Below are 23,595 nucleotides of genomic sequence, written 5' to 3'. Positions count from 1 at the left end.
AAATCTTTTTAATATCAATAGGTATTGCTACTTTTTTCATTAACTTTTTTATGTTAACAAAAACTATTCCCATTCAATTGTGGCAGGCGGTTTTGAGCTAATGTCATACACTACTCTATTCACACCTTTCACTTTATTGATAATTTCATTAGAAATTTTCATCAAAAAATCATACGGTAAATGTACCCAATCTGCTGTCATTCCATCGGTAGATTCAACCGCACGAAGTGCTACTACTTTTTCATAAGTGCGTTCATCACCCATAACTCCTACGCTATTAACAGGAAGTAAAATCGCTCCAGCTTGCCAAACCGAGTCATACAATCCATGCGTTTTTAATCCTTCAATAAAAATAGAATCTACTTCTTGCAGAATCCTAACTTTCTCCGGAGTAATAGCACCCAAAATTCTTATTGATAATCCTGGACCAGGAAAAGGATGTCTTCCTAAAAGTTCTGGATCAATGCCTAATGTTTTCCCTACTCTACGCACTTCATCTTTGAAAAGCATACGTAAAGGTTCTACAATTTGTAGTTTCATAAAATCAGGTAAACCGCCCACATTGTGATGTGATTTTATAGTGGCCGAAGGTCCTTTTACCGAAACCGACTCAATTACATCAGGATAAATAGTACCTTGAGCTAACCACTTTACATCTTCCAATTGATGTGCTTCGTCATCAAAAACTTCTATAAAAACACGTCCAATTGCTTTTCGTTTAGTTTCTGGATCTTCAATGCCATCCAAAGCCGAAAGAAAACGCTCTGAAGCATCAACGCCTTTCACATTCAACCCCATGTCTTTGTATTGATGCAATACATTTTCGAATTCATTTTTTCGAAGTAAACCATTGTTAACGAAAATACAGTACAAGTTTTTACCAATAGCTTTATGTAATAAAACTGCAGCAACAGTAGAGTCTACACCACCAGAAAGTCCAAGAACCACCTTATCCTCTTTTACTTTTTCTTTCAATGCTGTAACACAGTCTTCTACAAAAGCATTAGGGGTGAAATTTTGTGGCACATGCGCAATCTTAACTAAGAAGTTTTCTAAAATCTGTTTGCCATCAGTTGAATGATATACTTCAGGATGAAACTGAATAGCATAAGTAGTTTCACCTTCAATGCGATAAGCAGCATTTTCAACATCTTTGGTACTAGCAATAAGCACTCCGTTAGTTGGAAGTTTTTTAATCGTATCACTATGACTCATCCAAACCTGACTGTTCAAAGCTACTTCATCCATAAAAGCTTCGTCGTCTTTAATGAATGATAAATTTGCTCTACCATATTCACGAGTATTACTTGGTGCTACTTCTCCACCACTAAAATGCGCTAAATACTGTGCACCATAACACACGGCAAGCAAAGGCATTTTGCTTCGAATTTGTGATAAATCAGGATGAGGAGCATCTTCACCTCTTACGGAATATGGACTCCCTGAAAGGATAACCGCTTTATAAGATGATAAATCATCTGGAAAATGATTGAAAGGAAAAATTTCGCAGAATATGTTTAATTCGCGAACGCGGCGTGCAATAAGTTGTGTGTATTGCGACCCGAAATCTAAAATAAGTACGTTGTGTTGCATGCGCAAAAGTACTATTCTCGATTGAAAAATAAAAACGCATTTTTAGAATAATGAAAATAAAAAAAGCATCCCAATAAAATCAGGATGCTTTGAGTAAGTATTTAAATTTAAATTATTTCTGCTTAAAAGCTCTTACGCCAGGAAAATAAGCAGTATTACCTAATTCTTCTTCTATACGTAGCAATTGGTTGTATTTTGCCATTCTATCAGAACGCGAAGCCGAACCTGTTTTAATCTGTCCGCAGTTTAACGCCACAGCTAAATCAGCAATGGTATTATCTTCTGTTTCACCCGAACGGTGTGACATTACCGAAGTATAACCCGCATTGTGCGCCATGTTTACAGCAGCAATTGTTTCTGTCAAAGTACCAATTTGGTTTACTTTAACTAAGATTGAATTGGCAATACCTTCATTAATTCCACGAGACAGACGCTCCACATTGGTAACAAATAAATCGTCACCAACTAATTGGGTTTTATCACCTATCATATCCGTTAAATGTTTCCATCCTTCCCAATCATTTTCATACATTCCATCTTCAATAGAAATAATTGGATAATTGGTAGCCAATGAAACTAAATATTCTGCTTGTTCTTTTGAAGTTCTTATTTTTCCTGTAGCACCTTCAAATTTGGTATAATCGTATTTTCCATCAACATAAAACTCAGAAGCTGCACAATCAAGAGCAATCATAACTTCATCACCAAATTTATAACCCGCATTTTCAACTGCTTTTTTAATCGTATCCAAAGCATCTTCCGTTCCACCGGCAAGATTTGGAGCAAATCCTCCTTCATCTCCAACTGCAGTAGATAAACCTCTGTCGTGTAACACTTTTTTCAAGTTATGGAAAATCTCTGTTCCCATTTGCATAGCATGAGTAAATGAAGTGGCTTTTACAGGCATAATCATAAACTCTTGAAAAGCAATAGGCGCATCAGAATGCGAACCACCATTGATAATATTCATCATTGGTACAGGTAATGTATTGGCAGAAACACCACCAACATAACGGTATAAAGGTAATCCTAATTCATTTGCAGCAGCTTTGGCAACAGCCAAAGAAACTCCCAAAATAGCATTAGCACCTAAGTTTGATTTGTTTGGAGTTGCATCCAATTCAATCATTAATTGGTCAATATGATTTTGTTCAAAAACAGAAACACCCATCAATTCTGGAGCGATAGTAGCGTTTACATTATGAACCGCTTTTAAAACACCTTTTCCCATGTAGTTTTTTCCACCATCACGAAGCTCAACAACCTCATGTTCGCCTGTGGATGCTCCAGATGGAACTGATGCTCTACCAAGAACGCCATTTTCTGTTACTACATCTACTTCAACTGTTGGATTTCCTCTAGAATCCAAAATTTGTCTTGCGTGAACTTTTATTATTATACTCATTTTTATGATATTAAATTTTTAATATTAAATTTTAGAATTATTACAAATATATTTCATCTTTTTTTATCAATTTGACAATTGAAAAGAATGTTATTAACGCAAACGATTTAGTGATTTTAAATCCATTTGATATTAAAAAGCTTTTTGTAATGCTACTCTATTTTTAATGTTGGCAATAAAATCATCGAAAAGATATTGTGAATCATGTGGACCAGGACTTGCTTCAGGATGGTACTGAACTGAGAAACAATTCTTAGATTTCATTCGCATTCCTGCCACTGTGTTATCATTAATATGATAATGAGTGATTTCCAAATCAGGATGTTTTTCAAGTTGTTCTCTATTGACTGCAAATCCGTGATTTTGTGAAGTGATTTCTCCCTTTCCAGTCAACACATTCATAACTGGATGGTTTATTCCTCTGTGACCGTTAAACATTTTATAAGTCGAAACACCATTGGCCAAAGCTAAAATCTGATGTCCTAAACAAATTCCAAAAACAGGCTTATCTGAAGCTATCATTTCGCGAGCAACACTTTGCACTTCTATTAAAGGATCAGGATCACCTGGACCATTGGACAAAAAGTAACCATCTGGGTTAAATGATTTTAATGTCTCGAAATTTGTATCATAGGGAAATACTTTTATGTAACAATCTCTTATGGCGAGATTTCTCAAAATATTTCTTTTAATACCTAAATCCAAAGCCGAGATTTTATAGGTTGCATTTTCATTACCAAAGAAAAAAGGTGCTGTAGTAGATACTTTTGAAGCTAGTTCTAATCCTTCCATATTTGGAACATTTGACAATAAGACTTTCAATTCTTCAATTGGAGTTCCATCAGTACAAATCACTGCGTTTTGAGCGCCATTATCTCTAATATAACTCACTAAAGCTCGTGTATCAACATCTGAAATACAAATCAGATTTTGGCTTTCAAAATAGTCATAAAGATTACTTTCTGAATTTGGTCTTGAATGATTAAAGCTAAAATTTTTACAAACCAATCCAGAAATCATAATTTTATCGGCTTCTACTTCTTCGGCATTCACTCCGTAGTTTCCAATATGTGGATTAGTAGCAACCATGATTTGTCCAAAATAAGAAGGATCAGTAAATATTTCTTGATAACCTGTCATTCCAGTATTGAAACAAACTTCTCCAAATGTTTTTCCTGAAATGCCAATTGATTTTCCGTAAAAAATGGTTCCGTCTGCAAGTAGTAAAATAGCTTGTTGTCGTGTTGTATATTTCATTGTTGTTGTTGTTAATTGTCACAAGCAATATTATCACTAGTGTCATTGTAGTTAGTTGTATGTTGCAAATTTATGCTTTATAAAGTATTAGGCAAAAAAAAAGGATAAACAAAATGTTTATCCTTTATATTTAAAAAGAAGCAATCATTATGCTTGCTCTTCTTTCGATTCTTCATCTGCTGCTGGAGCTTCTGGTGCTGGAGTTTCCTCAACTTCTGCAACTGGAGATTCTGCAATCGGAGTTTCAACAACTTCTTCAACCACTGCTTCTGGAGTAGCTTCAACAACTGGAGCTTCAACAACTGTAGTATCAGTTTCAGATTTTTTAGCTTTTCCACCACGACGGCTTTTCGCTTTTTTCTCTTCTTTTTTACCACCATTGTATAGTTCGTTGAAATCAACTAACTCAATCATAGCCATATCAGCGTTATCTCCTAAACGGTTACCCATTTTAATGATACGAGTATATCCACCTGGACGATCACCTACTTTAGCTGCAACTTCTCTAAAAAGTTCTGTTACACCATATTTGTTACGTAGATATGCGAAAACTATACGACGATTGTGAGTTGTATCTTCTTTTGATTTTGTTACTAATGGCTCAACAAATTGTTTAAGCGCTTTAGCTTTAGCAACAGTTGTAATAATACGTTTGTGCTCGATAAGAGAACAAGCCATATTAGCTAACATAGATTTTCTATGTCCAGTCTGTCTGCTTAAATGATTAATTTTTTTTCCGTGTCTCATTGCTTTATAAAATTTAATCTCGTTTCAAGAACGGGATTAGATTATTCTTTATCTAATTTATATTTACCTAAATCCATCCCGAAAGTTAAATTTTTATTGGCAACCAATTCATCTAACTCTGTTAGCGATTTTTTACCAAAATTACGGAACTTCATCAAGTCGTTTTTGTTGAAGGATACAAGATCTCCAAGTGTATCAACTTCGGCTGCTTTCAAACAATTTAATGCTCTTACAGATAAATCCATATCAACAAGCTTAGTTTTAAGCAATTGTCTCATGTGTAATGATTCTTCGTCGTAAGATTCTGTTTGAGCAATTTCATCAGCTTCTAAAGTAATTCTCTCATCAGAGAATAACATAAAGTGGTGAATTAAAACTTTAGCAGCTTCAGTTAAAGCATCTTTTGGATTGATTGAACCATCAGTTTTAATTTCAAAAACTAATTTTTCATAATCTGTTTTTTGCTCCACACGGAAGTTTTCAATACCATATTTAACATTTTTTACTGGTGTAAAAATTGAGTCTGTAAAAATAGTACCAATTGCTGCATTTTGTTTTTTGTTCTCCTCAGCAGGAACATAACCACGACCTTTTTCGATGGTTAATTCCATGTTCAAATTTACCTTGCTATCAAGATTACAAATTACAAGTTCTGGATTCAAAACTTGAAAACCAGAGATGAATTTTTGAAAATCACCTGCTGTAATTTGGTCTTTTCCTGAGATAGAAATAGATACTGTTTCATTATCAACATCCTCAATTTGACGTTTGAAACGTACTTGTTTAAGGTTTAGGATAATTTCAGTTACATCTTCTACAACTCCTGAAATAGTTGAAAACTCATGCTCAACACCGTCTATACGAACAGATGTTATCGCATAACCTTCTAACGCAGAAAGTAAAACTCTTCTAAGTGCATTACCAACGGTCAATCCATAACCAGGTTCTAAAGGTCTGAATTCAAACTTACCTTCAAAATCGGTTGAATCGATCATGATAACTTTATCGGGCTTCTGAAAATTAAATATTGCCATAATTTAGACTGATGTCAATTATTATTTGTTGTACAACTCTACGATTAATTGCTCTTTAATATTTTCTGGGATTTGAAGTCTTTGAGGAACAGAAACAAAAGTTCCTTCTTTAGTATCGTTGTTCCAAGTAATCCACTCATAAACATGAGAAGAATTCGCTAATGAACGTTCGATAGCTTCAACAGATTTAGATTTTTCACGAACTGCAACTTTATCACCTGGTTTTAAGTGATAAGATGGAATATTAACCAATTCTCCATTCACAGTGATGTGACGGTGAGAAACGATTTGTCTTGCTGCTCTTCTAGAAGGTGCAATTCCCATTCTGAAAACTACGTTGTCTAATCTAGCTTCACATAATTGCAAAAGGATTTCACCTGTTACACCTTTTGAAGCTGCTGCTTTTTCAAACAGGTTTCTGAATTGTTTTTCTAAAATTCCATAAGAATATTTAGCTTTTTGCTTCTCCATCAATTGGACAGCATATTCAGATTTTTTACCTCTCTTTTTTGCCATACCATGTTGGCCTGGAGGGTAATTTCTTTTTTCGAAGGATTTGTCTTCTCCGAATATTGCTTCGCCAAATTTACGAGCAATTCTTGTACTAGGACCAGTATATCTTGCCATTTTAAATTGTTTTAAGATAGAGATTATGAATTCAGGTCATATCCTTCGATAATCTGATTTCTACCTTTTGTTATACTTAATTATAAATTAGATACTGAGTTAAATTCAGTAAAAATTATACTCTACGTCTTTTAGGTGGACGACATCCATTGTGAGGCATTGGGGTAACGTCAATAATTTCTGTTACTTCAATTCCTGAATTGTGTATAGATCTGATAGCAGATTCTCTTCCGTTACCTGGACCTTTAACATACACTTTTACTTTTTTAAGTCCAGCTTCTAATGCTACTTTTCCACAATCTTCTGCTGCCATTTGAGCTGCATACGGAGTATTCTTTTTAGAACCTCTGAAACCCATTTTACCTGCAGATGACCAAGAAATAACTTCACCTTTTTTGTTTGTTAAAGAAATGATGATGTTGTTAAAAGTTGCATTAATATGCGCTTCGCCCGTTGATTCAACGATAACTTTACGTTTTTTTGTAGTCGCTTTAGCCATATTACTTATTATTTAGTTGCTTTTTTCTTGTTAGCAACAGTTTTTCTTTTGCCTTTTCTTGTTCTAGAGTTGTTCTTAGTTCTTTGTCCTCTCAACGGAAGACCTGATCTATGACGGATACCTCTATAACATCCAATGTCCATTAAACGCTTAATGTGTAGTGAAACTTCTGAACGAAGTTCACCTTCAATTTTGAAATAAGAAACTGCATCACGAATTCCTCCGATTTCGTCATCATTCCAATCTTGAACTTTTTTATCTTGGCTAACTTGAGCTTTTTCTAAAATCTCTATAGCTCTACTTTTACCTATACCGAAAATGTAGGTTAAAGCGATAACTCCTCTTTTGTTTTTTGGGATATCTACCCCTGCTATTCTTGCCATAACTATCCTTGTCTTTGTTTAAATCTAGGATTCTTTTTGTTGATTACGTATAATCTGCCTTTTCTTCGTACAATTTTGCACTCGGCACTTCTTTTTTTAACTGATGTTCTTACTTTCATTTTGAATATCTTTAATATCTATAAGTAATTCTTGCTTTTGACAAATCGTAAGGACTCATTTCTAATTTCACTTTGTCACCAGGTAACAATTTGATGTAATGCATACGCATCTTACCAGAAATATGAGCAATTACAATATGTCCGTTTTCTAACTCAACACGAAACATTGCATTTGATAATGCTTCGATTATTGATCCATCTTGTTCTATTGCTGATTGTTTTGCCATAAAAATTAAGCTACTGCTTTTCTATTTTTACCCGTTTTCATCAATCCGTCATAGTGTTTATTCAGCAAATAAGAATTTATTTGTTGAATAGTATCAATGGCAACTCCAACCATAATGATTAGCGAAGTTCCACCATAGAACATTGCCCAAGATTGTTGCACATCAAGACTAACAACAATAGCTGGGAACACAGCGATTAAAGCAAGAAATAATGAGCCAGGGAATGTTATAAGAGACATGATTCTATCTAAGAAATCTGCTGTATCTATTCCTGGTTTAACACCTGGAATAAAACCACCACTTCTTTTTAAATCATCAGCCATTTTATTTGTTGGAACAGTAATTGCCGTGTAAAAGAAAGTAAAAACTAAAATTAACGTTGCAAATACTAAATTATACCAAAAACCAAACATATTACTAAAAGTTCCAGCAATAGATTGTGATGCTTCAGAATTTGAAAGACCTGCTAAAGCTGCTGGGATGAACATAATTGCTTGCGCAAAAATGATTGGCATTACACCTGCAGAATTTAACTTCAAGGGAATCCATTGCCTGTTTCCACCCATCATATCTTGTTCGAAATCTCCAGTTGTAGTACGACGTGCATACTGAACTGGTATCTTTCTAACTGCCATAACTAATAATACACAAGCGATAATTACTAATAACCAAACAATAATTTCGATTACCAACAACATAGGTCCACCATTATTATTGGTAACTTTTGAAGTAAATTCTTGAATTAATGCTTGAGGTAATCTCGCTAAAATTCCAACCATTATCAAAAGGGAAATTCCATTACCAATTCCTTTGTCTGTAATCTTTTCTCCTAACCACATGGCAAAAACAGTTCCTGTAGTAAGTATTAATACTGAAGAGAATAAGAACTGGAATGAATCAAATCCTAATAGGAATGCATTACCAGGCAAAGTAGAATACAAGTTATAAATATAACCTGGACCTTGAACAAGTGTAATTGCAATGGTTAACCATCTTGTAATTTGGTTTAGTTTTTTTCTACCACTTTCACCATCCTTTTGCAATTTTTGCAAATAAGGAATAGCAATACCCATTAACTGTACAACAATTGAAGCCGATATGTAAGGCATGATACCCAACGCAAATACTGATGCTTTAGAAAAAGCTCCACCAGTAAACATATCAAGTATTGAACCAATACCTTTTTCTGTTTGACCAGCTAAGCTTTGTAATTGTGTAGCATCAATACCTGGAAGCGTAACATGCGCTCCAAAACGGTAAACTAATAACAAACCAAGAGTTATCAAGATTCTGTTTTTCAGTTCTTCTATTTTCCAAACATTATTTAATGATTCAAAAAATTTCTTCATTGTTCTCGTTTTTATAATGTTACTGCTTCTCCACCAGCAGCTTCAATAGCAGCTTTTGCAGTAGCAGTAAATTTATGAGCGGTTACTTTTAATTTTGATTTCAATTCACCTCTACCAAGAATTTTCACAAGTTCATTCTTAGTTGCTAAACGGTTTTCAACTAATACTGAAAAATCTACAGTATCGGTAACAATTCCGTTGTCAACTAATAATTGAAGCGCATCAAGATTTACACCTTGATATTCTTTACGATTGATGTTTGTAAAACCAAACTTAGGTACACGTCTTTGAAGTGGCATTTGTCCACCTTCAAAACCAATTTTTTTAGAATAACCCGAACGAGACTTTGCTCCTTTGTGTCCTCTAGCGGCTGTACCACCTTTACCAGAACCTTCACCTCTACCCAATCTTTTATTTTGATTGTGCGTAGAACCTTCTGCAGGCTGTAAGTTACTTAAATTCATAACTATAATTGTTATTTAACTTCCTCAACGGAAACTAAGTGTTTAACTTTATTTATCATTCCAAGGATAGCTGGATTTGAATCATGCTCCACAACTTGTCCCATTTTACGAAGACCTAAAGCTTCTAATCCTCTTTTTTGTGTAAGAGGACAGTTGATTTTACTTCTAACTTGTTTTACTAATAATTTAGCCATAATTTCCTTGAATTAACCTTTAAATACTTTTTCTAAAGAAATACCTCTTTGTTTTGCAACAGTAACAGCACTTCTCATTTGTAATAAAGCATCAAAAGTTGCTTTTACCACGTTGTGAGGATTTGATGATCCTTGAGATTTTGACAATACATCATGAATACCAACTGACTCAAGTACTGAACGAACAGCACCACCAGCAATAACTCCTGTACCATGAGATGCAGGCATCAAAAACACAGCTGCTCCACCAAATTTTCCTTTTTGTTCGTGAGGTACCGATTGACCACTTAAAGGAATTCTAACTAGATTTTTCTTTGCATCTTCTACTGCTTTTGCAATAGCTTCAGAAACATCTTTTGATTTCCCTAAACCATGTCCAACAACACCGTTTTCATCACCTACTACTACAATTGCAGAAAACCCGAAAGCTCTACCACCTTTTGTAACTTTGGTAACACGATTTACACTTACCAAACGGTCTTTTAATTCAAGACCACTAGGTTTTACTAACTCTACATTTTTGTATCTGTTATACATAATTTCTTAGAATTTAAGTCCAGCCGCTCTTGCGCCTTCCGCTAATGATTTAATACGACCGTGATATAAATAACCTCCTCTATCGAAAGTTACTGTTTCAAATCCGGCTTTTAACGCTTTTTCTGCTACAAGTTTTCCAACTGCAGTAGCAACTTCTACGTTTGTACCTTTAATATCTACTCCTTTATCTTTTGATGAAGCAGCCAATAAAGTAACACCATTCACATCGTCTATTAGCTGTGCATAGATTTCTTTATTACTTCTGAATACAGAAAGTCTTGGATTTGTAGCGGTTCCGCTTACAATCTTTCTGATTCTGAATCTAATTCTTTGTCTTCTTTCAGTTTTTGTTAATGACATAATGTTATTTTTTAAGCTGATTTACCTGCTTTTCTTCTTAATACTTCACCAACAAACTTAACACCTTTTCCTTTGTAAGGTTCAGGTTTACGGAAACCTCTGATTTTAGCAGCGATTTGTCCAATTAACTGTTTGTCGAAAGATGTTAACTTAACTATTGGGTTTTTTCCTTTCTCAGATATTGTTTCTAATTTTACTTCTGGAGCAACTTCCAAAACAATATTATGAGAAAAACCTAATGCTAAATCTAATTTTTGCCCTTGGTTAGAAGCTCTGTAACCTACTCCAACCAATTCTAATTCTTTTGTAAAACCTTCAGATACACCAATAATCATGTTGTTGATTAATGACCTGTATAATCCGTGTTTTGCTCTATGATCTTTACTATCAGATGGTCTTTCTACTACTAGTTGACCTTCTTCAACTTTTACAGTTACGTCAGCGTAATCTTGTGTAAGTTGACCTAATTTTCCTTTAACTGTAATTACTGTTTCACTAACTTCTACAGTTACACCAGCAGGAATTGAAATTGGATTTTTACCTATTCTTGACATTGTTTAACTGTTTTAATTAGTATACGTAGCAAATTACTTCTCCACCAACATTTAATTGCTTAGCTTGTTTTCCTGTCATCAAACCTTTTGATGTAGAAACAATTGCAATTCCTAATCCGTTTAGAATCCTTGGGATTTTTGAAGAACCAGCATATTTACGTAAACCTGGTTTACTAATTCTTTGAATGTCTTTGATAACTGACTCCTTAGTGTCTTTATCATATTTCAAAGCGATTTTGATGGTACCTTGAACAGTATTGTCATCAAACTTGTAACTTAAGATATATCCTTGATCGAATAAAATCTTTGTGATTTCTTTTTTCAAATTAGAAGCTGGGATTTCAACCACTTTATGGTTTGCCATCACTGCATTTCTAACTCTCGTAAGATAATCTGCAATAGGATCTGTATACATATGTATAAATTTGCGGTTATGGTTTTCAAGAAGTACTCACTAAATGAACCTTTAACCAATTGATAATTAATTATTGATTACCAAGAAGCTTTTTTAACTCCCGGGATTAATCCTTGGTTTGCCATTTCGCGAAAAGTAACACGAGATAAACCAAATTGACGCATATAACCTCTAGGTCTTCCTGTTAGTTTACAACGATTGTGCATACGAACCGGTGAAGCATTTTTAGGTAATTTTTGTAGGCCTTCATAATCTTTAGCTTCTAACAAAGCTTTTCTTTTCTCAGCATACTTAGCTACCGTTTTTTCTCTCTTAACCTCACGGGCTTTCATTGATTCTTTAGCCATATCTTAATTCTTTTTAAAAGGTAAACCTAATTCAGCCAATAATGACTTTGCTTCTTTATCTGTGTTTGCCGAAGTAACGAAAGTAATATCCAAACCTGCAATTTTGTTTACTTTATCAATATCAATTTCAGGGAAAATGATTTGTTCAGTAACACCAAGGTTATAATTACCTCTTCCGTCAAAACCAGTAGCTTTGATACCATTAAAATCTCTTACACGTGGTAAAGATGATGTAATAAGTCTATCTAAAAACTCATACATTCTTTCTCCTCTAAGAGTAACTTTAGCTCCAATTGGCATACCTTTTCTCAATTTAAAAGACGCAACGTCTTTCTTAGAAATAGTAGATACTGCTTTTTGTCCAGTAACCTTTGTTAATTCGTCAACAGCATAGTCAACCAATTTTTTATCAGAAACTGCTGCTCCAACTCCACGGCTCAAAACGATTTTTTCCAATTTTGGAACTTGCATTACGTTTTTATAACCGAATTCTTCTTTAAGGGCAGCAATTACTCTGTCCTTATATTCTTGCTTAAGTCTAGGTGTATATGCCATAACTATAATACTTGATTAGATTTTTTTGAAAATCTCACTTTCTTATCTCCTTCTACTTTGATCCCAACTTTAGTTGCAGTTTTTGACTTTGGATCAATTAATGCAAGGTTTGAAATATGAATAGGAGCTTCTTTCTTAACAATTCCTCCTTGAGGGCTTTTGGCACTTGGTTTTGTATGTTTCGAAACCATGTTTACACCTTCAACGATTGCTTTGTTTTTCTCACGGTCAACACGCATAACTTTACCTTCAGAACCTTTATGGTCACCAGCGATAACTTTTACTGTGTCTCCTGATTTTATCTTTAGCTTTATCATCTTACTAACGAATTAAAGCACTTCTGGTGCTAATGATACAATTTTCATGAATTGTTTTTCACGAAGTTCTCTTGCTACTGGACCAAAAACACGAGTTCCTCTCATTTCCCCTGCAGCGTTCAAAAGAACACATGCATTGTCATCGAAACGGATATAAGAACCATCAGCTCTTCTCACTTCTTTTTTGGTACGTACAACAACTGCAGTTGAAACAGCACCTTTTTTAACGTTTCCGTTTGGTGTTGCATCTTTAATTGAAACTACAATTTTATCTCCAACAGAGGCATAACGACGTTTCGTTCCTCCTAATACACGGATAGTCAAAACTTCTTTTGCTCCTGTGTTATCTGCGACTTTTAGTCTTGATTCTTGTTGTACCATAATTATTTAGCTCTTTCAATAATTTCAACTAGTCTCCAACATTTGGTTTTTGATAAAGGTCTTGTTTCCATGATCTTTACTGTATCACCGATGTTACAGTCATTTGTTTCGTCGTGTGCATGAAACTTTTTAGTTTTTAACACGAACTTACCGTATAACGGGTGTTTTACTTTTGTTACTTGAGCAACAACAATGGATTTATCCATTTTGTTACTAGTAACAACACCTATTCTCTCTTTTCTTAAATTTCTTTTATCTTCCATTTTAGCTAGCATACAATTATTGTAACTCTCTTTTAGTTAGCTCTGTTGCTACTCTAGCAACCGCTCTTCTAGCACTTCTAATTTGAAGTGGATTTGCAATTGGAGAAATAGCGTGAGCATTTTTTAGGTCTGAATACGCTTTTCTTAATTGACTAAGTTTTTCTTGTAACTCAGCTGCGGATAGATTTATAATTTCTGATTGTTTCATAATTAATTTTAGATTATGCTTCGAAATCTCTAGCAACGACAAACTTAGTTTTTACCGGAAGTTTTTGTGCTGCAAGACGCAAAGCTTCTTTAGCAACTGATAGAGGAACTCCACCAACTTCAAACATTATTCTTCCTGGTTTTACAATAGCAGCCCAATATTCGACTGCACCTTTTCCTTTACCCATACGTACTTCAAGAGGTTTCTTAGTTATAGGTTTGTCTGGAAAAATATTAATCCATAATTGACCTTCTCTTTTCATATAACGAGTTGCAGCAATACGCGCAGCTTCTATTTGACGAGAAGTTAGGAACATTCCATCCTCATGAACAGATTTTATCCCAAACATTCCACTTGAAAGTTCATGCCCTCTTTGAGCATTTCCTTTCATTCTACCTTTTTGTACCTTACGATACTTTGTTCTTTTAGGCTGTAACATTTTTCTTTAATTTAAAAATTTACTTTCTTTTACGAGCATCTGGTTTACCACCTTTGTTAAAAGGCTTTCTGTCTCCTCTTGGAGAATCTCCACCTTTTCCACCACCAGTACCGGATTGTTTTTTATCCATACCTACAAGTGGAGAAAGATCTCTTTTTCCATATACTTCACCTTTCATGATCCATACTTTGATACCCATTCTACCATAAGTAGTATGCGCTTCAGCCAAAGCATAATCAATATCGGCTCTGAAAGTTGATAGAGGAATTCTTCCTTCTTTGAAACCTTCTGAACGTGCCATCTCTGCACCATTCAAACGACCAGAAATCAAAACTTTGATACCTTCAGCGTTCATACGCATAGAAGCAGCAATAGCCATTTTGATTGCACGTCTGTAAGAAATTCTGCTTTCGATTTGACGACAGATACTTGTTGCAACTAAATAAGCATCAAGTTCAGGTCTTTTGATTTCAAAAATGTTAATTTGAACCTCTTTGTCAGTAACTTTCTTAAGTTCTTCTTTCAACTTGTCTACCTCTTGTCCGCCTTTCCCGATAATAATACCAGGTCTAGCAGTAGTGATAGTAACGGTTACAAGTTTTAAAGTTCTCTCGATGATTACTTTTGATACACTAGCTTTTGATAAACGAGCATGAATATACTTTCTGATTTTATAATCTTCAGCGATTTTGTCACCGTAATCATTTCCACCATACCAGTTTGAATCCCATCCTCTGATGATACCAAGTCTGTTTCCTATTGGATTTGTCTTTTGTCCCATCTTAATTATTAATTTGCTTGTGTGTTATCATTAGCTCCTAACACGATTGTCACGTGGTTTGAACGTTTTCTAATTCTGTGTGCTCTTCCTTGTGGTGCTGGACGAAGTCTTTTTAACATCATTCCACCGTCAACACGGATTTCTTTTATAAATAAGCCTGCTTCAGAAACATTTCCATCTGCATTTTTCTGCTCCCAATTGTTGATTGCAGATAATACTAATTTCTCTAATTTTCTTGAAGCTTCTTTAGTGCTGAATCTTAAAATATTCAACGCTCTTTCCACTTTCTGACCTCTTACCAAGTCCGCAACTAAGCGCATTTTTCTAGGTGAAGTAGGGCAGTTATTTAACTTTGCAAAAGCTATAGACTTATTAGCCTCTTTTCTTGCGTCTGCTGTTTCTCTTTTACGAACTCCCATTGCTTCTTATTTTTTACCTTTATTTTTTGCTCCAGCGTGACCTCTAAAAGATCTTGTTGGTGAAAACTCTCCTAATTTGTGTCCTACCATGTTCTCAGTTACATAAACTGGAACAAATTGACGACCATTGTGTACTGCGATAGTTTGTCCTACGAAATCTGGAGTAATCATTGATGCTCTAGACCAAGTCTTAACAACACCTTTATTTCCACCAGCAATATTTTCCTGAACTTTCTTATCTAATTTATAATGTACAAAAGGTCCTTTTTTTAATGAACGTGCCATGTCTATCTAATTATTTCTTTCTGCGTTCAACAATATACTTATTACTCGGGTTAACTTTAGAACGAGTTCTGTAACCTTTTGCAGGAAGACCTTTTCTAGAACGTGGATGACCTCCAGATGAACGTCCTTCACCACCACCCATTGGGTGATCGACAGGGTTCATAGCTACTGGTCTTGTTCTTGGTCTTCTACCCAACCATCTAGTTCTACCTGCTTTACCAGATACAATTAATTGGTGGTCAGAGTTTGATACTGCTCCGATTGTTGCTGAACAAGTCAACAAGATTAATCTTGTTTCACCTGAAGGCATTTTAATCGTAGCGTATTTTCCATCTCTTGCCATTAATTGAGCAAATGTTCCAGCAGAACGAGCTATTGTAGCTCCTTGACCTGGACGCAATTCAATACAAGAAATTACTGTTCCCAATGGAATTTTACTTAATGGTAAAGTATTTCCAATTTCAGGAGAAGCTGATTCACCTGATAAAAGTGTTTGCCCTACTTGTAAACCGTTTTGAGCAATAATATAAGCTTTCTCTCCATCAGCATACCACAATAATGCGATAAAAGCAGTTCTGTTTGGATCATATTCTATGGATTTAACTGTAGCTGGAATACCAACTTTAGTTCTTTTAAAATCAATGATACGATACCTTTGTTTGTGCCCACCGCCTGTATAACGCATGGTCATTTTTCCTTGACTATTTCTACCACCTGAGTTTTTTATCGGTGCGATCAATGAACGCTCCGGCTTATCAGTCGTGATGGCGTCAAAACCATTCACAACTCTAAAACGCTGACCAGGGGTAATAGGTTTTAATTTTCTAACTGACATTTTCTATTAGATATTATTATAAAAATCTATTGTTTCTCCTTCTTTAACTTGTACAATTGCTTTTTTGTAAGCATTTGTTTTTCCACTAATCAAACCACTTTTTGTATATTTAGTAGTTCTATCAGCTCTATAGTTCATCGTGTTAACAGTAACAACAGAAATTCCATAAGCAGCTTCTACAGCTTTTTTTATTTGAACTTTGTTTGCTTTTTTGTCAACAACAAAACCAAAACGATTGAAAATCTCACCTTCTTTGGTGATTTTTTCTGTTATGATAGGTTTAATTATGATACTCATGATCTGTTATTTGCTTAAATTTTCAACAATTCCCTCTAAAGAACCCTCAGATAAAACTAAATTATTTGCATTTAAAATTGCATAAGTACTTAATTCTGAGCTTGTTACAACGCTAGAGGCTTTCAAATTGCGTGACGACAAATATACATTTTTATTTGATTCACCCAACACAAATAAAGATTTTTTGTTTTCCAACCCTAAAGCTTTCAAAACATTGATGAAATTTTTAGTGTTTGGCGCTTCAAAACTGAAATCTTCAACCACTACTAAATTTGACTCTTTTGCTTTTATAGAGAAAGCGGATTTTCTTGCTAATCTTTTTAAGTTTTTGTTCAGTTTGAAAGAATAGCTTCTTGGTCTTGGACCAAATACTGTTCCTCCACCTTTGAACAATGGACTTTTTTTGCTACCAGCACGTGCTGTACCTGTACCTTTTTGTTTTTTAATCTTACGTGTACTTCCCGCTACTTCAGCTCTTTCTTTTGCTTTGTGCGTCCCTTGTCTTTGATTGGCTAAGTATTGCTTAACATCAAGATATACTGCATGATTATTTGGCTCAATGCCGAATACTGAATCAGAAAGTTGAACTTTTCTTCCAGTATCTTTTCCGTTGATATCTAAAACTTTTGCTTCCATTACTTCTGAATGATTACATAAGAGTTTTTGCATCCAGGAATAGCTCCTTTAACAACAAGTAAGTTCTTTTCAGAAACTACTTTTAAAACTCTAAGATTTTGTATTTTTACATTTTCACCACCCATTCTTCCAGCCATACGCATACCTTTAAATACACGAGATGGATAAGAGGATGCTCCTACAGAACCTGGCGCTCTCAAACGGTTATGTTGACCATGTGTAGCTTGTCCAACACCACCAAAACCGTGACGCTTTACAACACCTTGAAAACCTTTACCTTTTGATACACCTTGTACATCAACAAATTCTCCTTCGCTGAATACTTCCACGGTGATATTATCACCTAATTTGTAATTTTCTTCAAACCCTTGGAATTCAACGACTTTCTTTTTAGCAGAAGTTCCCGCTTTTTTAAAGTGACCTAAGTCAGCTTTAGTAGCGTGTTTTTCTGTTTTGTCATCGAAACCAAGCTGAAGAGCTTCATACCCGTCAACCTCTTTGGTTCTGACTTGGGTAACGACACAAGGTCCAGCTTCGATTACTGTACAAGGAATGTTTTTCCCGTTTTCATCGAAAATGCTAGTCATGCCGATTTTTCTTCCAATTAACCCAGACATAGTAAACTAATTATTAATTAATAAATTTTTGTTATTCAATTATAAAGAATTAAGTATTAGACTATTTTTCAACACTCTAATACTTAAAACTTAAACTTTTAAAGAGTACTTATACTTTAATTTCTACTTCAACACCGCTTGGTAACTCTAATTTCATAAGAGCATCAATAGTTTTTGAAGATGAAGAGTAAATATCTAATAATCTTTTATAAGAACTTACTTCAAACTGTTCTCTTGCTTTTTTATTAACGTGTGGAGAACGTAATACAGTAAATATTTTTTTGTGTGTAGGTAACGGAATAGGACCTGTTACAACAGCACCTGTGCTTTTCACAGTTTTTACGATTTTCTCTGCTGATTTATCAACCAACATATGATCGTAAGACTTTAATTTTATTCTAATTTTTTGACTCATCTTTATAAGAATTAAGCGTTACCTTTTGCTTTTTTGATAACTTCTTCTGAAATATTAGAAGGAGTTTGTTCGTAGTGTGAAAATTCCATTGTTGAAGTTGCTCTACCTGAAGACAATGTTCTCAAAGTAGTAACATATCCAAACATTTCAGAAAGTGGTACATTTGCCTTAATAGTTTTTGCTCCATTTCTGTCACCCATGTCATTAACCTGACCTCTACGACGGTTAATATCACCTACGATATCTCCCATGTTTTCTTCCGGTGTAATAACTTCCATTTTCATGATAGGTTCAAGGATAACTGCTCCAGCTGCTTTGGCAACTTCTCTGTATCCCATTCTAGCAGCCAACTCGAAAGAAAGTGCATCAGAATCTACAGGGTGGAAAGATCCGTCTAATAAAGTAACTTTTAAACTATCAACTTGATATCCAGCTAATGGACCAGTTTTCATAGCTTCTCTGAAACCTTTTTCTACAGATGGAATATATTCTTTAGGAACGTTACCACCTTTTACTTCGTTAACGAATTGTAACCCAACAGGCACTTTTCCATCAACTTCGTCAGCTGGTTCCAATCTAAATACGATATCACCGAATTTACCACGACCACCAGATTGTTTTTTATAAGTTTCTCTGTGTTGAGCCGATTTTGTGAAAGCTTCTTTGTATTCAACTTGAGGTTCACCTTGATTAACCTCAACTTTGAATTCACGTTTCATACGATCTACAAGAATGTCTAAGTGTAACTCACCCATACCTGAGATAATCGTTTGACCAGAAGCTTCGTCTGTTCTAACAGTAAACGTTGGATCTTCTTCAGCTAATTTAGCTAAAGCCATACCCATTTTATCAACATCTGCTTTTGTTTTTGGCTCAATAGCGATACCAATAACTGGCGCAGGGAATTTCATTGACTCAAGAATGATTGGGTGTTTTTCATCACACATAGTGTCTCCAGTCTTGATATCTTTAAATCCAACAGCTGCTCCAATATCTCCTGCCTCGATATAATCGATTGGGTTTTGTTTGTTAGCGTGCATTTGGTATATACGAGAAATTCTTTCTTTATTTCCTGAACGCGTGTTCAAAATATAGGAACCCGCATCTAAACGACCTGAATAAGCACGGAAGAAAGCCAAACGACCAACATATGGGTCAGTAGCAATTTTAAATGCCAAAGCTGCGAACGGCTCTTTTACATCAGGACGACGTAATATTTTCTTTTGATCTTCTTCTAATAATTCAGCATCATCAGGATGAATTCCTTCAATACCTTCTTTATCTAAAGGAGATGGTAAATATTTACAAACTGCATCCAACATGAATTGAACTCCTTTGTTTTTAAAAGAAGAACCTGCAATCATAGGAATGATAGCCATGTCAATTGTTGCTGCTCTTAATGCTGTATTGATTTCTTCTTCAGTGATAGAGTCTGGATCTTCCATATACTTATCAAGAAGGTTTTCGTCATAATCAGCTACTGCTTCGATAAGAATATCTCTGTATTCTTTAACTTCAGCAATCATGTCAGCAGGAATAGGCACTATATCAAAAGTAGCTCCTAACGTTTCATCATGCCATACAATAGCTTGATTTTTAACTAAATCAACTACTCCTCTAAAGTCGTTTTCTTCACCAATTGGCAAAGTAATCGCAACTGCGTTAGACTTTAACATATCTCTAACTTGTTGACAAACTGCCAAGAAGTTTGAACCTTGACGGTCCATTTTGTTTACGAATCCCATACGTGGAACTCTATACTGATCTGCAAGTCTCCAGTTAGTTTCTGATTGTGGTTCAACACCATCAACAGCACTAAATAAGAAAACTAATCCATCCAATACACGTAAAGAACGGTTTACCTCAACGGTAAAGTCAACGTGTCCTGGAGTATCAATAATATTAAAGTGATAATCTTGTGAAGTAGGTAATAGTTTACCTTGTTCTGTTGGAAAGCTCCATTCACAAGTTGTAGCTGCAGAAGTAATCGTAATACCTCTTTCTTGCTCTTGTGCCATCCAGTCCATTGTTGCAGCACCATCGTGTACTTCACCAATTTTATGTGACTTTCCTGTGTAAAATAATATACGCTCAGTTGTTGTTGTTTTACCAGCATCAATGTGAGCCGCAATTCCAATATTTCTTGTAAATTTTAAATCTCTAGCCATTTCTTATGAATTAAAATCTAAAGTGAGAGAATGCTTTGTTAGCTTCTGCCATTTTGTGAGTATCCATTCTTTTCTTAACTGCTGCTCCTTCTTCTTTAGCCGCAGCTAAAATTTCTGAAGCTAATTTACCAGCCATTGATTTTTCATTTCTTCTTCTTGCATAAAGTATCATCCACTTCATAGCCATAGAAATTTTTCTATCTGGTCTAATTTGCATTGGAATTTGAAATGTAGCTCCACCTACTCTACGACTACGTACTTCTACGTGAGGCATAACGTTTGTTAAAGCATCTTTCCATACTTCTAATGATGGTTTCTCATCATTATTCTTTTTTGCTTCTACGATTTCCATGGCATCATAGAATACTTTGAAAGCTGTTGATTTCTTACCATCCCACATCAAGTTGTTCACGAAACGTGTTACTAACTGATCGTTAAATTTAGGATCTGGTAAAAGTGGTCTTTTCTTTGCCGCTCTTTTTCTCATGTCTTTTCTTTAAAAGTTTAAAATTACTTTTTAGCTTCTTTTGGGCGTTTAGCACCGTATTTAGATCTTCTTTGTGTTCTTCCTGCTACACCTGATGTATCAAGTGCACCACGCACAATGTGATATCTAACTCCTGGTAAATCTTTTACCCTTCCGCCTCGCACTAATACTATCGAGTGCTCTTGTAGATTGTGTCCTTCTCCTGGGATGTATGCATTTACTTCATTTCCATTAGTCAAACGTACACGCGCTACTTTACGCATCGCTGAGTTTGGTTTTTTTGGAGTAGTAGTGTAAACACGCGTACAAACACCTCTTCTTTGAGGACAAGAATCTAAAGCAACCGATTTACTCTTCTTAGTGACTTGAGTTCTTCCTGTTCTTACTAATTGTTGAATTGTTGGCATAATTAAATACTAATTTTTCTTTATTTTATTAATTCCCACTTTTTTAGGGGTTGCAAATGTAGTAATTATTTTTAATGAAACAAATCATAAGTAATTAATTTTTTCAAGAACTAATTATTTGTTAATTAAAGAAATACAGAACCGCAATTTTGAACAACTATTTTAGAAATTAAATCATTTCCATTCGGTGTTTCAAACTGTTTGTTTTTAGTTTCGATAAATCATAATAAAAATGTTTTTTTTGCGTTATTTTTATGCAAATATTCAAATCACTTGAAAAAGCTTTTATTCCTTATTTTTAGTTTTACCATCAGCTGGAATGCTTCTTCACAAGAATTCTATTTGAAAATTATTGGGCAAAATGAAAAAGAGACGAATACAATTGATAGTCTAGGCTATATAACAAAACACAAAAACACAAAGTCAGTTCTCGATGAAAACAATTCCTTTTATGATAAACTAACTAAAAAAGGATATGCCGAAGCTCAAATCACAGAGAACTTCAAACAAAATGACAGTACTTTTTGTTTTAAATATAACATCGGGATAAAAGTTGACTTTATACATATATATGTAACTAAAGAATTTCAAGAAAACCTCATCAATACTTATCCTATAAAAAGCGATACCCTAAACATTCCTTATGAAGAAAGTGAAAGTTTTTTAAACACAATTTTAAAAAAATTAGAAAGCAATGGTTTTTCAATGGCAAAAGTAAAACTCATTAACCTTCAAAAGAAAAGAAACTTCATCTCGGCTGATTTATCTATAATTAAAGAGTCCAAAAGACAATTGAATGATATTGTCATTAATGGGTATGACAAATTTCCTGAAGGTCACAAAAAAAACATTATCAGATTGTATCGCAACAAAATTTTTAATCAAAAAAACCTAGACAATCTTTATAATGATTTTGAAAAATTTAGATTCAGCAAACAAAGTAAATATCCCGAAATACTATTCACAAAAGACTCCACTAAAGTATATGTGTATTTGGAAAAAGTAAAATCAAATACATTTGACGGCTATATAGGTTTTACCAATGATGAAAACAGCAATTTGGTTTTTAGTGGTTATCTGGATTTGGTTTTAAACAATATTTTAAACTCTGGGGAAAAATTGGCGTTGTATTGGAAAAGCGATGGTCAAGATCAAAAAACTTTTAATTTCGGCGTTGAACTACCCTATATTTTTAAAAGCCCTATTGGATTAAAAGCCGAACTTAATATTTTCAAACAAGATAGTACTTTTCAAAATACACGTACGGCAATTGATTTAGGTTATTTTTTCAATTACAATAGTCGCCTATATTTGGGATATCAAGCTACCGAATCAAGCGATATTCAAAATGTCAATACCGCAAGCTTGAGTGACTTCAACAATTCATTTTTGACTAGTACTTTTGAGTTTTTAAATTTTAAAAATGATGATTTTCTTTTCCCAGAAAAAACAGCACTAAATTTTAAAATAGGCATTGGAAATAGAGACACCAACGTTGTTTCAGACAGTCAATCATTTGGTAGTGTATTCTTCAAACATAATTTTTATTTAAACGAAAAAAACATCATTAATTTTAGAACACAAAATTTCTATCTACAAAGCGACACCTATATAGTAAATGAATTATACAGATTTGGAGGTATAAATTCAATTAGAGGATTTAAAGAAAACAGTTTACAGGGAAATGCCTTTGGTTCTCTTTTAACCGAGTATCGCTATGTTCTTGCGCCTACTATTTACATCCATTCTATTATCGATTATGGTTTTTTACAAGATAAAACAACCGATAGTCAAGAAAATCTTCTCGGATTGGGCTTTGGATTTGGCATATTATCAAAAAACGGTCTTTTTAATATTGTGTATGCCAATGGAAGCACAAGCAATCAAGCTATAAAATTATCCAATTCCATTATACACATTAGTTTTAAAGCTAATTTTTAATTTGCTAAAATTTTATTTTAAAAATTTTAACTT

Annotated in this window: 36 protein-coding genes; 1 reads left to right on the top strand and 35 read right to left on the bottom strand. The window is 34.3% G+C overall.

Going from position 1 to position 23,595, the window contains the following annotated elements; translation table 11 throughout:
• Window positions 1-63: 63 nt before the first annotated feature.
• The 35 genes from guaA to rpsL all read right to left on the bottom strand — a co-directional run bounded on the left by guaA (window position 64) and on the right by rpsL (window position 21,621).
• Window positions 64-1,593, bottom strand: coding sequence for a glutamine-hydrolyzing GMP synthase (gene guaA, locus ACSVH2_RS12100; protein WP_438093431.1), 1,530 nt, complete (start codon window positions 1,591-1,593; stop codon window positions 64-66).
• A 112-nt stretch (window positions 1,594-1,705) separates the two neighbouring features.
• Window positions 1,706-2,998 (bottom strand): phosphopyruvate hydratase, encoded by a 1,293-nt coding sequence (gene eno, locus ACSVH2_RS12095; RefSeq protein WP_438093430.1) that lies wholly within the window; start codon window positions 2,996-2,998, stop codon window positions 1,706-1,708.
• A 132-nt stretch (window positions 2,999-3,130) separates the two neighbouring features.
• Entirely contained in the window at window positions 3,131-4,255 is a 1,125-nt protein-coding gene (gene carA, locus ACSVH2_RS12090) for a glutamine-hydrolyzing carbamoyl-phosphate synthase small subunit (RefSeq protein ID WP_438093429.1), read from the bottom strand.
• Window positions 4,256-4,402: 147 nt separating this feature from the next.
• Entirely contained in the window at window positions 4,403-5,002 is a 600-nt protein-coding gene (gene rplQ, locus ACSVH2_RS12085; protein WP_438093428.1) for a 50S ribosomal protein L17, read from the bottom strand.
• Between the two features lie 41 nt (window positions 5,003-5,043).
• Window positions 5,044-6,036 (bottom strand): DNA-directed RNA polymerase subunit alpha, encoded by a 993-nt coding sequence (locus tag ACSVH2_RS12080; RefSeq protein ID WP_438093427.1) that lies wholly within the window; start codon window positions 6,034-6,036, stop codon window positions 5,044-5,046.
• A 21-nt stretch (window positions 6,037-6,057) separates the two neighbouring features.
• A complete protein-coding gene (gene rpsD, locus ACSVH2_RS12075) occupies window positions 6,058-6,663 on the bottom strand; it encodes a 30S ribosomal protein S4 (protein ID WP_121312870.1) in 606 nt (201 codons plus the stop codon).
• Between the two features lie 115 nt (window positions 6,664-6,778).
• Complete coding sequence (gene rpsK / locus ACSVH2_RS12070) at window positions 6,779-7,162, bottom strand: 30S ribosomal protein S11 (RefSeq protein ID WP_131476278.1); 384 nt, start codon at window positions 7,160-7,162, stop codon at window positions 6,779-6,781.
• An 8-nt stretch (window positions 7,163-7,170) separates the two neighbouring features.
• Window positions 7,171-7,545, bottom strand: a complete 375-nt coding sequence (gene rpsM, locus ACSVH2_RS12065; protein ID WP_133533890.1) for a 30S ribosomal protein S13 — start codon at window positions 7,543-7,545, stop codon at window positions 7,171-7,173.
• A 2-nt stretch (window positions 7,546-7,547) separates the two neighbouring features.
• Complete coding sequence (ykgO, locus tag ACSVH2_RS12060; RefSeq protein WP_081932050.1) at window positions 7,548-7,664, bottom strand: type B 50S ribosomal protein L36; 117 nt, start codon at window positions 7,662-7,664, stop codon at window positions 7,548-7,550.
• An 11-nt stretch (window positions 7,665-7,675) separates the two neighbouring features.
• Window positions 7,676-7,891 (bottom strand): translation initiation factor IF-1, encoded by a 216-nt coding sequence (infA, locus tag ACSVH2_RS12055; RefSeq protein WP_007136545.1) that lies wholly within the window; start codon window positions 7,889-7,891, stop codon window positions 7,676-7,678.
• A 5-nt stretch (window positions 7,892-7,896) separates the two neighbouring features.
• Window positions 7,897-9,240 carry a preprotein translocase subunit SecY gene (gene secY, locus ACSVH2_RS12050; RefSeq protein ID WP_438093426.1) on the bottom strand — a complete coding sequence of 448 codons (1,344 nt, stop codon included), beginning with the start codon at window positions 9,238-9,240 and terminating at the stop codon, window positions 7,897-7,899.
• Window positions 9,241-9,251: 11 nt separating this feature from the next.
• Window positions 9,252-9,704 (bottom strand): 50S ribosomal protein L15, encoded by a 453-nt coding sequence (rplO, locus tag ACSVH2_RS12045; RefSeq protein WP_396176561.1) that lies wholly within the window; start codon window positions 9,702-9,704, stop codon window positions 9,252-9,254.
• 11 nt (window positions 9,705-9,715) lie between these two features.
• Window positions 9,716-9,898: a 50S ribosomal protein L30 gene (gene rpmD / locus ACSVH2_RS12040; protein ID WP_121312865.1), complete on the bottom strand. Its 183-nt coding sequence runs from the start codon at window positions 9,896-9,898 to the stop codon at window positions 9,716-9,718.
• Between the two features lie 12 nt (window positions 9,899-9,910).
• Window positions 9,911-10,435 (bottom strand): 30S ribosomal protein S5, encoded by a 525-nt coding sequence (gene rpsE, locus ACSVH2_RS12035; protein WP_438093425.1) that lies wholly within the window; start codon window positions 10,433-10,435, stop codon window positions 9,911-9,913.
• A 6-nt stretch (window positions 10,436-10,441) separates the two neighbouring features.
• A complete protein-coding gene (gene rplR / locus ACSVH2_RS12030) occupies window positions 10,442-10,795 on the bottom strand; it encodes a 50S ribosomal protein L18 (RefSeq protein WP_438093424.1) in 354 nt (117 codons plus the stop codon).
• A gap of 11 nt (window positions 10,796-10,806) precedes the next feature.
• Entirely contained in the window at window positions 10,807-11,349 is a 543-nt protein-coding gene (rplF, locus tag ACSVH2_RS12025; RefSeq protein ID WP_121312862.1) for a 50S ribosomal protein L6, read from the bottom strand.
• A gap of 16 nt (window positions 11,350-11,365) precedes the next feature.
• Window positions 11,366-11,764: a 30S ribosomal protein S8 gene (rpsH, locus tag ACSVH2_RS12020; protein ID WP_438093423.1), complete on the bottom strand. Its 399-nt coding sequence runs from the start codon at window positions 11,762-11,764 to the stop codon at window positions 11,366-11,368.
• A 77-nt stretch (window positions 11,765-11,841) separates the two neighbouring features.
• A complete protein-coding gene (gene rpsN / locus ACSVH2_RS12015; protein ID WP_438093422.1) occupies window positions 11,842-12,111 on the bottom strand; it encodes a 30S ribosomal protein S14 in 270 nt (89 codons plus the stop codon).
• Between the two features lie 3 nt (window positions 12,112-12,114).
• Window positions 12,115-12,666, bottom strand: coding sequence for a 50S ribosomal protein L5 (gene rplE / locus ACSVH2_RS12010; protein WP_438093421.1), 552 nt, complete (start codon window positions 12,664-12,666; stop codon window positions 12,115-12,117).
• A 2-nt stretch (window positions 12,667-12,668) separates the two neighbouring features.
• The gene (rplX, locus tag ACSVH2_RS12005) at window positions 12,669-12,983 is read right to left on the bottom strand and encodes a 50S ribosomal protein L24 (RefSeq protein WP_438093420.1); all 315 of its coding nucleotides are present in this window, start codon (window positions 12,981-12,983) and stop codon (window positions 12,669-12,671) included.
• 12 nt (window positions 12,984-12,995) lie between these two features.
• Window positions 12,996-13,364 (bottom strand): 50S ribosomal protein L14, encoded by a 369-nt coding sequence (gene rplN, locus ACSVH2_RS12000; RefSeq protein ID WP_007803649.1) that lies wholly within the window; start codon window positions 13,362-13,364, stop codon window positions 12,996-12,998.
• Window positions 13,365-13,366: 2 nt separating this feature from the next.
• Window positions 13,367-13,627 carry a 30S ribosomal protein S17 gene (gene rpsQ / locus ACSVH2_RS11995; RefSeq protein WP_264520627.1) on the bottom strand — a complete coding sequence of 87 codons (261 nt, stop codon included), beginning with the start codon at window positions 13,625-13,627 and terminating at the stop codon, window positions 13,367-13,369.
• Window positions 13,628-13,643: 16 nt separating this feature from the next.
• Window positions 13,644-13,835 carry a 50S ribosomal protein L29 gene (rpmC, locus tag ACSVH2_RS11990; protein ID WP_264520626.1) on the bottom strand — a complete coding sequence of 64 codons (192 nt, stop codon included), beginning with the start codon at window positions 13,833-13,835 and terminating at the stop codon, window positions 13,644-13,646.
• Between the two features lie 13 nt (window positions 13,836-13,848).
• Window positions 13,849-14,274, bottom strand: coding sequence for a 50S ribosomal protein L16 (rplP, locus tag ACSVH2_RS11985; RefSeq protein ID WP_342696829.1), 426 nt, complete (start codon window positions 14,272-14,274; stop codon window positions 13,849-13,851).
• A 19-nt stretch (window positions 14,275-14,293) separates the two neighbouring features.
• Window positions 14,294-15,055, bottom strand: coding sequence for a 30S ribosomal protein S3 (gene rpsC / locus ACSVH2_RS11980; RefSeq protein ID WP_438093419.1), 762 nt, complete (start codon window positions 15,053-15,055; stop codon window positions 14,294-14,296).
• A gap of 8 nt (window positions 15,056-15,063) precedes the next feature.
• Complete coding sequence (rplV, locus tag ACSVH2_RS11975; protein ID WP_438093418.1) at window positions 15,064-15,474, bottom strand: 50S ribosomal protein L22; 411 nt, start codon at window positions 15,472-15,474, stop codon at window positions 15,064-15,066.
• A 6-nt stretch (window positions 15,475-15,480) separates the two neighbouring features.
• Window positions 15,481-15,759, bottom strand: a complete 279-nt coding sequence (gene rpsS, locus ACSVH2_RS11970) for a 30S ribosomal protein S19 (RefSeq protein ID WP_007136562.1) — start codon at window positions 15,757-15,759, stop codon at window positions 15,481-15,483.
• 10 nt (window positions 15,760-15,769) lie between these two features.
• Entirely contained in the window at window positions 15,770-16,594 is an 825-nt protein-coding gene (rplB, locus tag ACSVH2_RS11965; RefSeq protein WP_438093417.1) for a 50S ribosomal protein L2, read from the bottom strand.
• Window positions 16,595-16,600: 6 nt separating this feature from the next.
• A complete protein-coding gene (gene rplW / locus ACSVH2_RS11960; protein ID WP_438093416.1) occupies window positions 16,601-16,891 on the bottom strand; it encodes a 50S ribosomal protein L23 in 291 nt (96 codons plus the stop codon).
• A gap of 6 nt (window positions 16,892-16,897) precedes the next feature.
• Window positions 16,898-17,527, bottom strand: coding sequence for a 50S ribosomal protein L4 (gene rplD, locus ACSVH2_RS11955; protein ID WP_438093477.1), 630 nt, complete (start codon window positions 17,525-17,527; stop codon window positions 16,898-16,900).
• Complete coding sequence (rplC, locus tag ACSVH2_RS11950) at window positions 17,527-18,144, bottom strand: 50S ribosomal protein L3 (protein ID WP_396173935.1); 618 nt, start codon at window positions 18,142-18,144, stop codon at window positions 17,527-17,529. Before rplC ends, rplD begins: the two co-directional genes overlap by 1 nt.
• Before the next feature lie 109 nt (window positions 18,145-18,253).
• Complete coding sequence (rpsJ, locus tag ACSVH2_RS11945) at window positions 18,254-18,559, bottom strand: 30S ribosomal protein S10 (RefSeq protein ID WP_026710316.1); 306 nt, start codon at window positions 18,557-18,559, stop codon at window positions 18,254-18,256.
• A gap of 11 nt (window positions 18,560-18,570) precedes the next feature.
• On the bottom strand, window positions 18,571-20,727 hold the full coding sequence (fusA, locus tag ACSVH2_RS11940) for an elongation factor G (protein WP_438093415.1): 2,157 nt from the start codon (window positions 20,725-20,727) through the stop codon (window positions 18,571-18,573).
• Between the two features lie 10 nt (window positions 20,728-20,737).
• The gene (gene rpsG, locus ACSVH2_RS11935; RefSeq protein WP_342696836.1) at window positions 20,738-21,214 is read right to left on the bottom strand and encodes a 30S ribosomal protein S7; all 477 of its coding nucleotides are present in this window, start codon (window positions 21,212-21,214) and stop codon (window positions 20,738-20,740) included.
• 23 nt (window positions 21,215-21,237) lie between these two features.
• The gene (rpsL, locus tag ACSVH2_RS11930) at window positions 21,238-21,621 is read right to left on the bottom strand and encodes a 30S ribosomal protein S12 (RefSeq protein WP_293874503.1); all 384 of its coding nucleotides are present in this window, start codon (window positions 21,619-21,621) and stop codon (window positions 21,238-21,240) included.
• Between the two features lie 273 nt (window positions 21,622-21,894).
• Here rpsL and ACSVH2_RS11925 point away from each other — a divergent pair, with 273 nt between their 5' ends.
• Window positions 21,895-23,562, top strand: coding sequence for a hypothetical protein (locus ACSVH2_RS11925; RefSeq protein ID WP_438093414.1), 1,668 nt, complete (start codon window positions 21,895-21,897; stop codon window positions 23,560-23,562).
• The last annotated feature ends 33 nt before the right edge of the window (window positions 23,563-23,595 follow it).

The sequence above is a fragment of the Flavobacterium sp. RSB2_4_14 genome (genome assembly GCF_051547085.1).
Lineage (GTDB): Bacteria > Bacteroidota > Bacteroidia > Flavobacteriales > Flavobacteriaceae > Flavobacterium.
The sequence above is the reverse complement of the archived record's forward strand: the minus strand, read 5'-3'. Positions and strand labels throughout refer to the sequence as shown.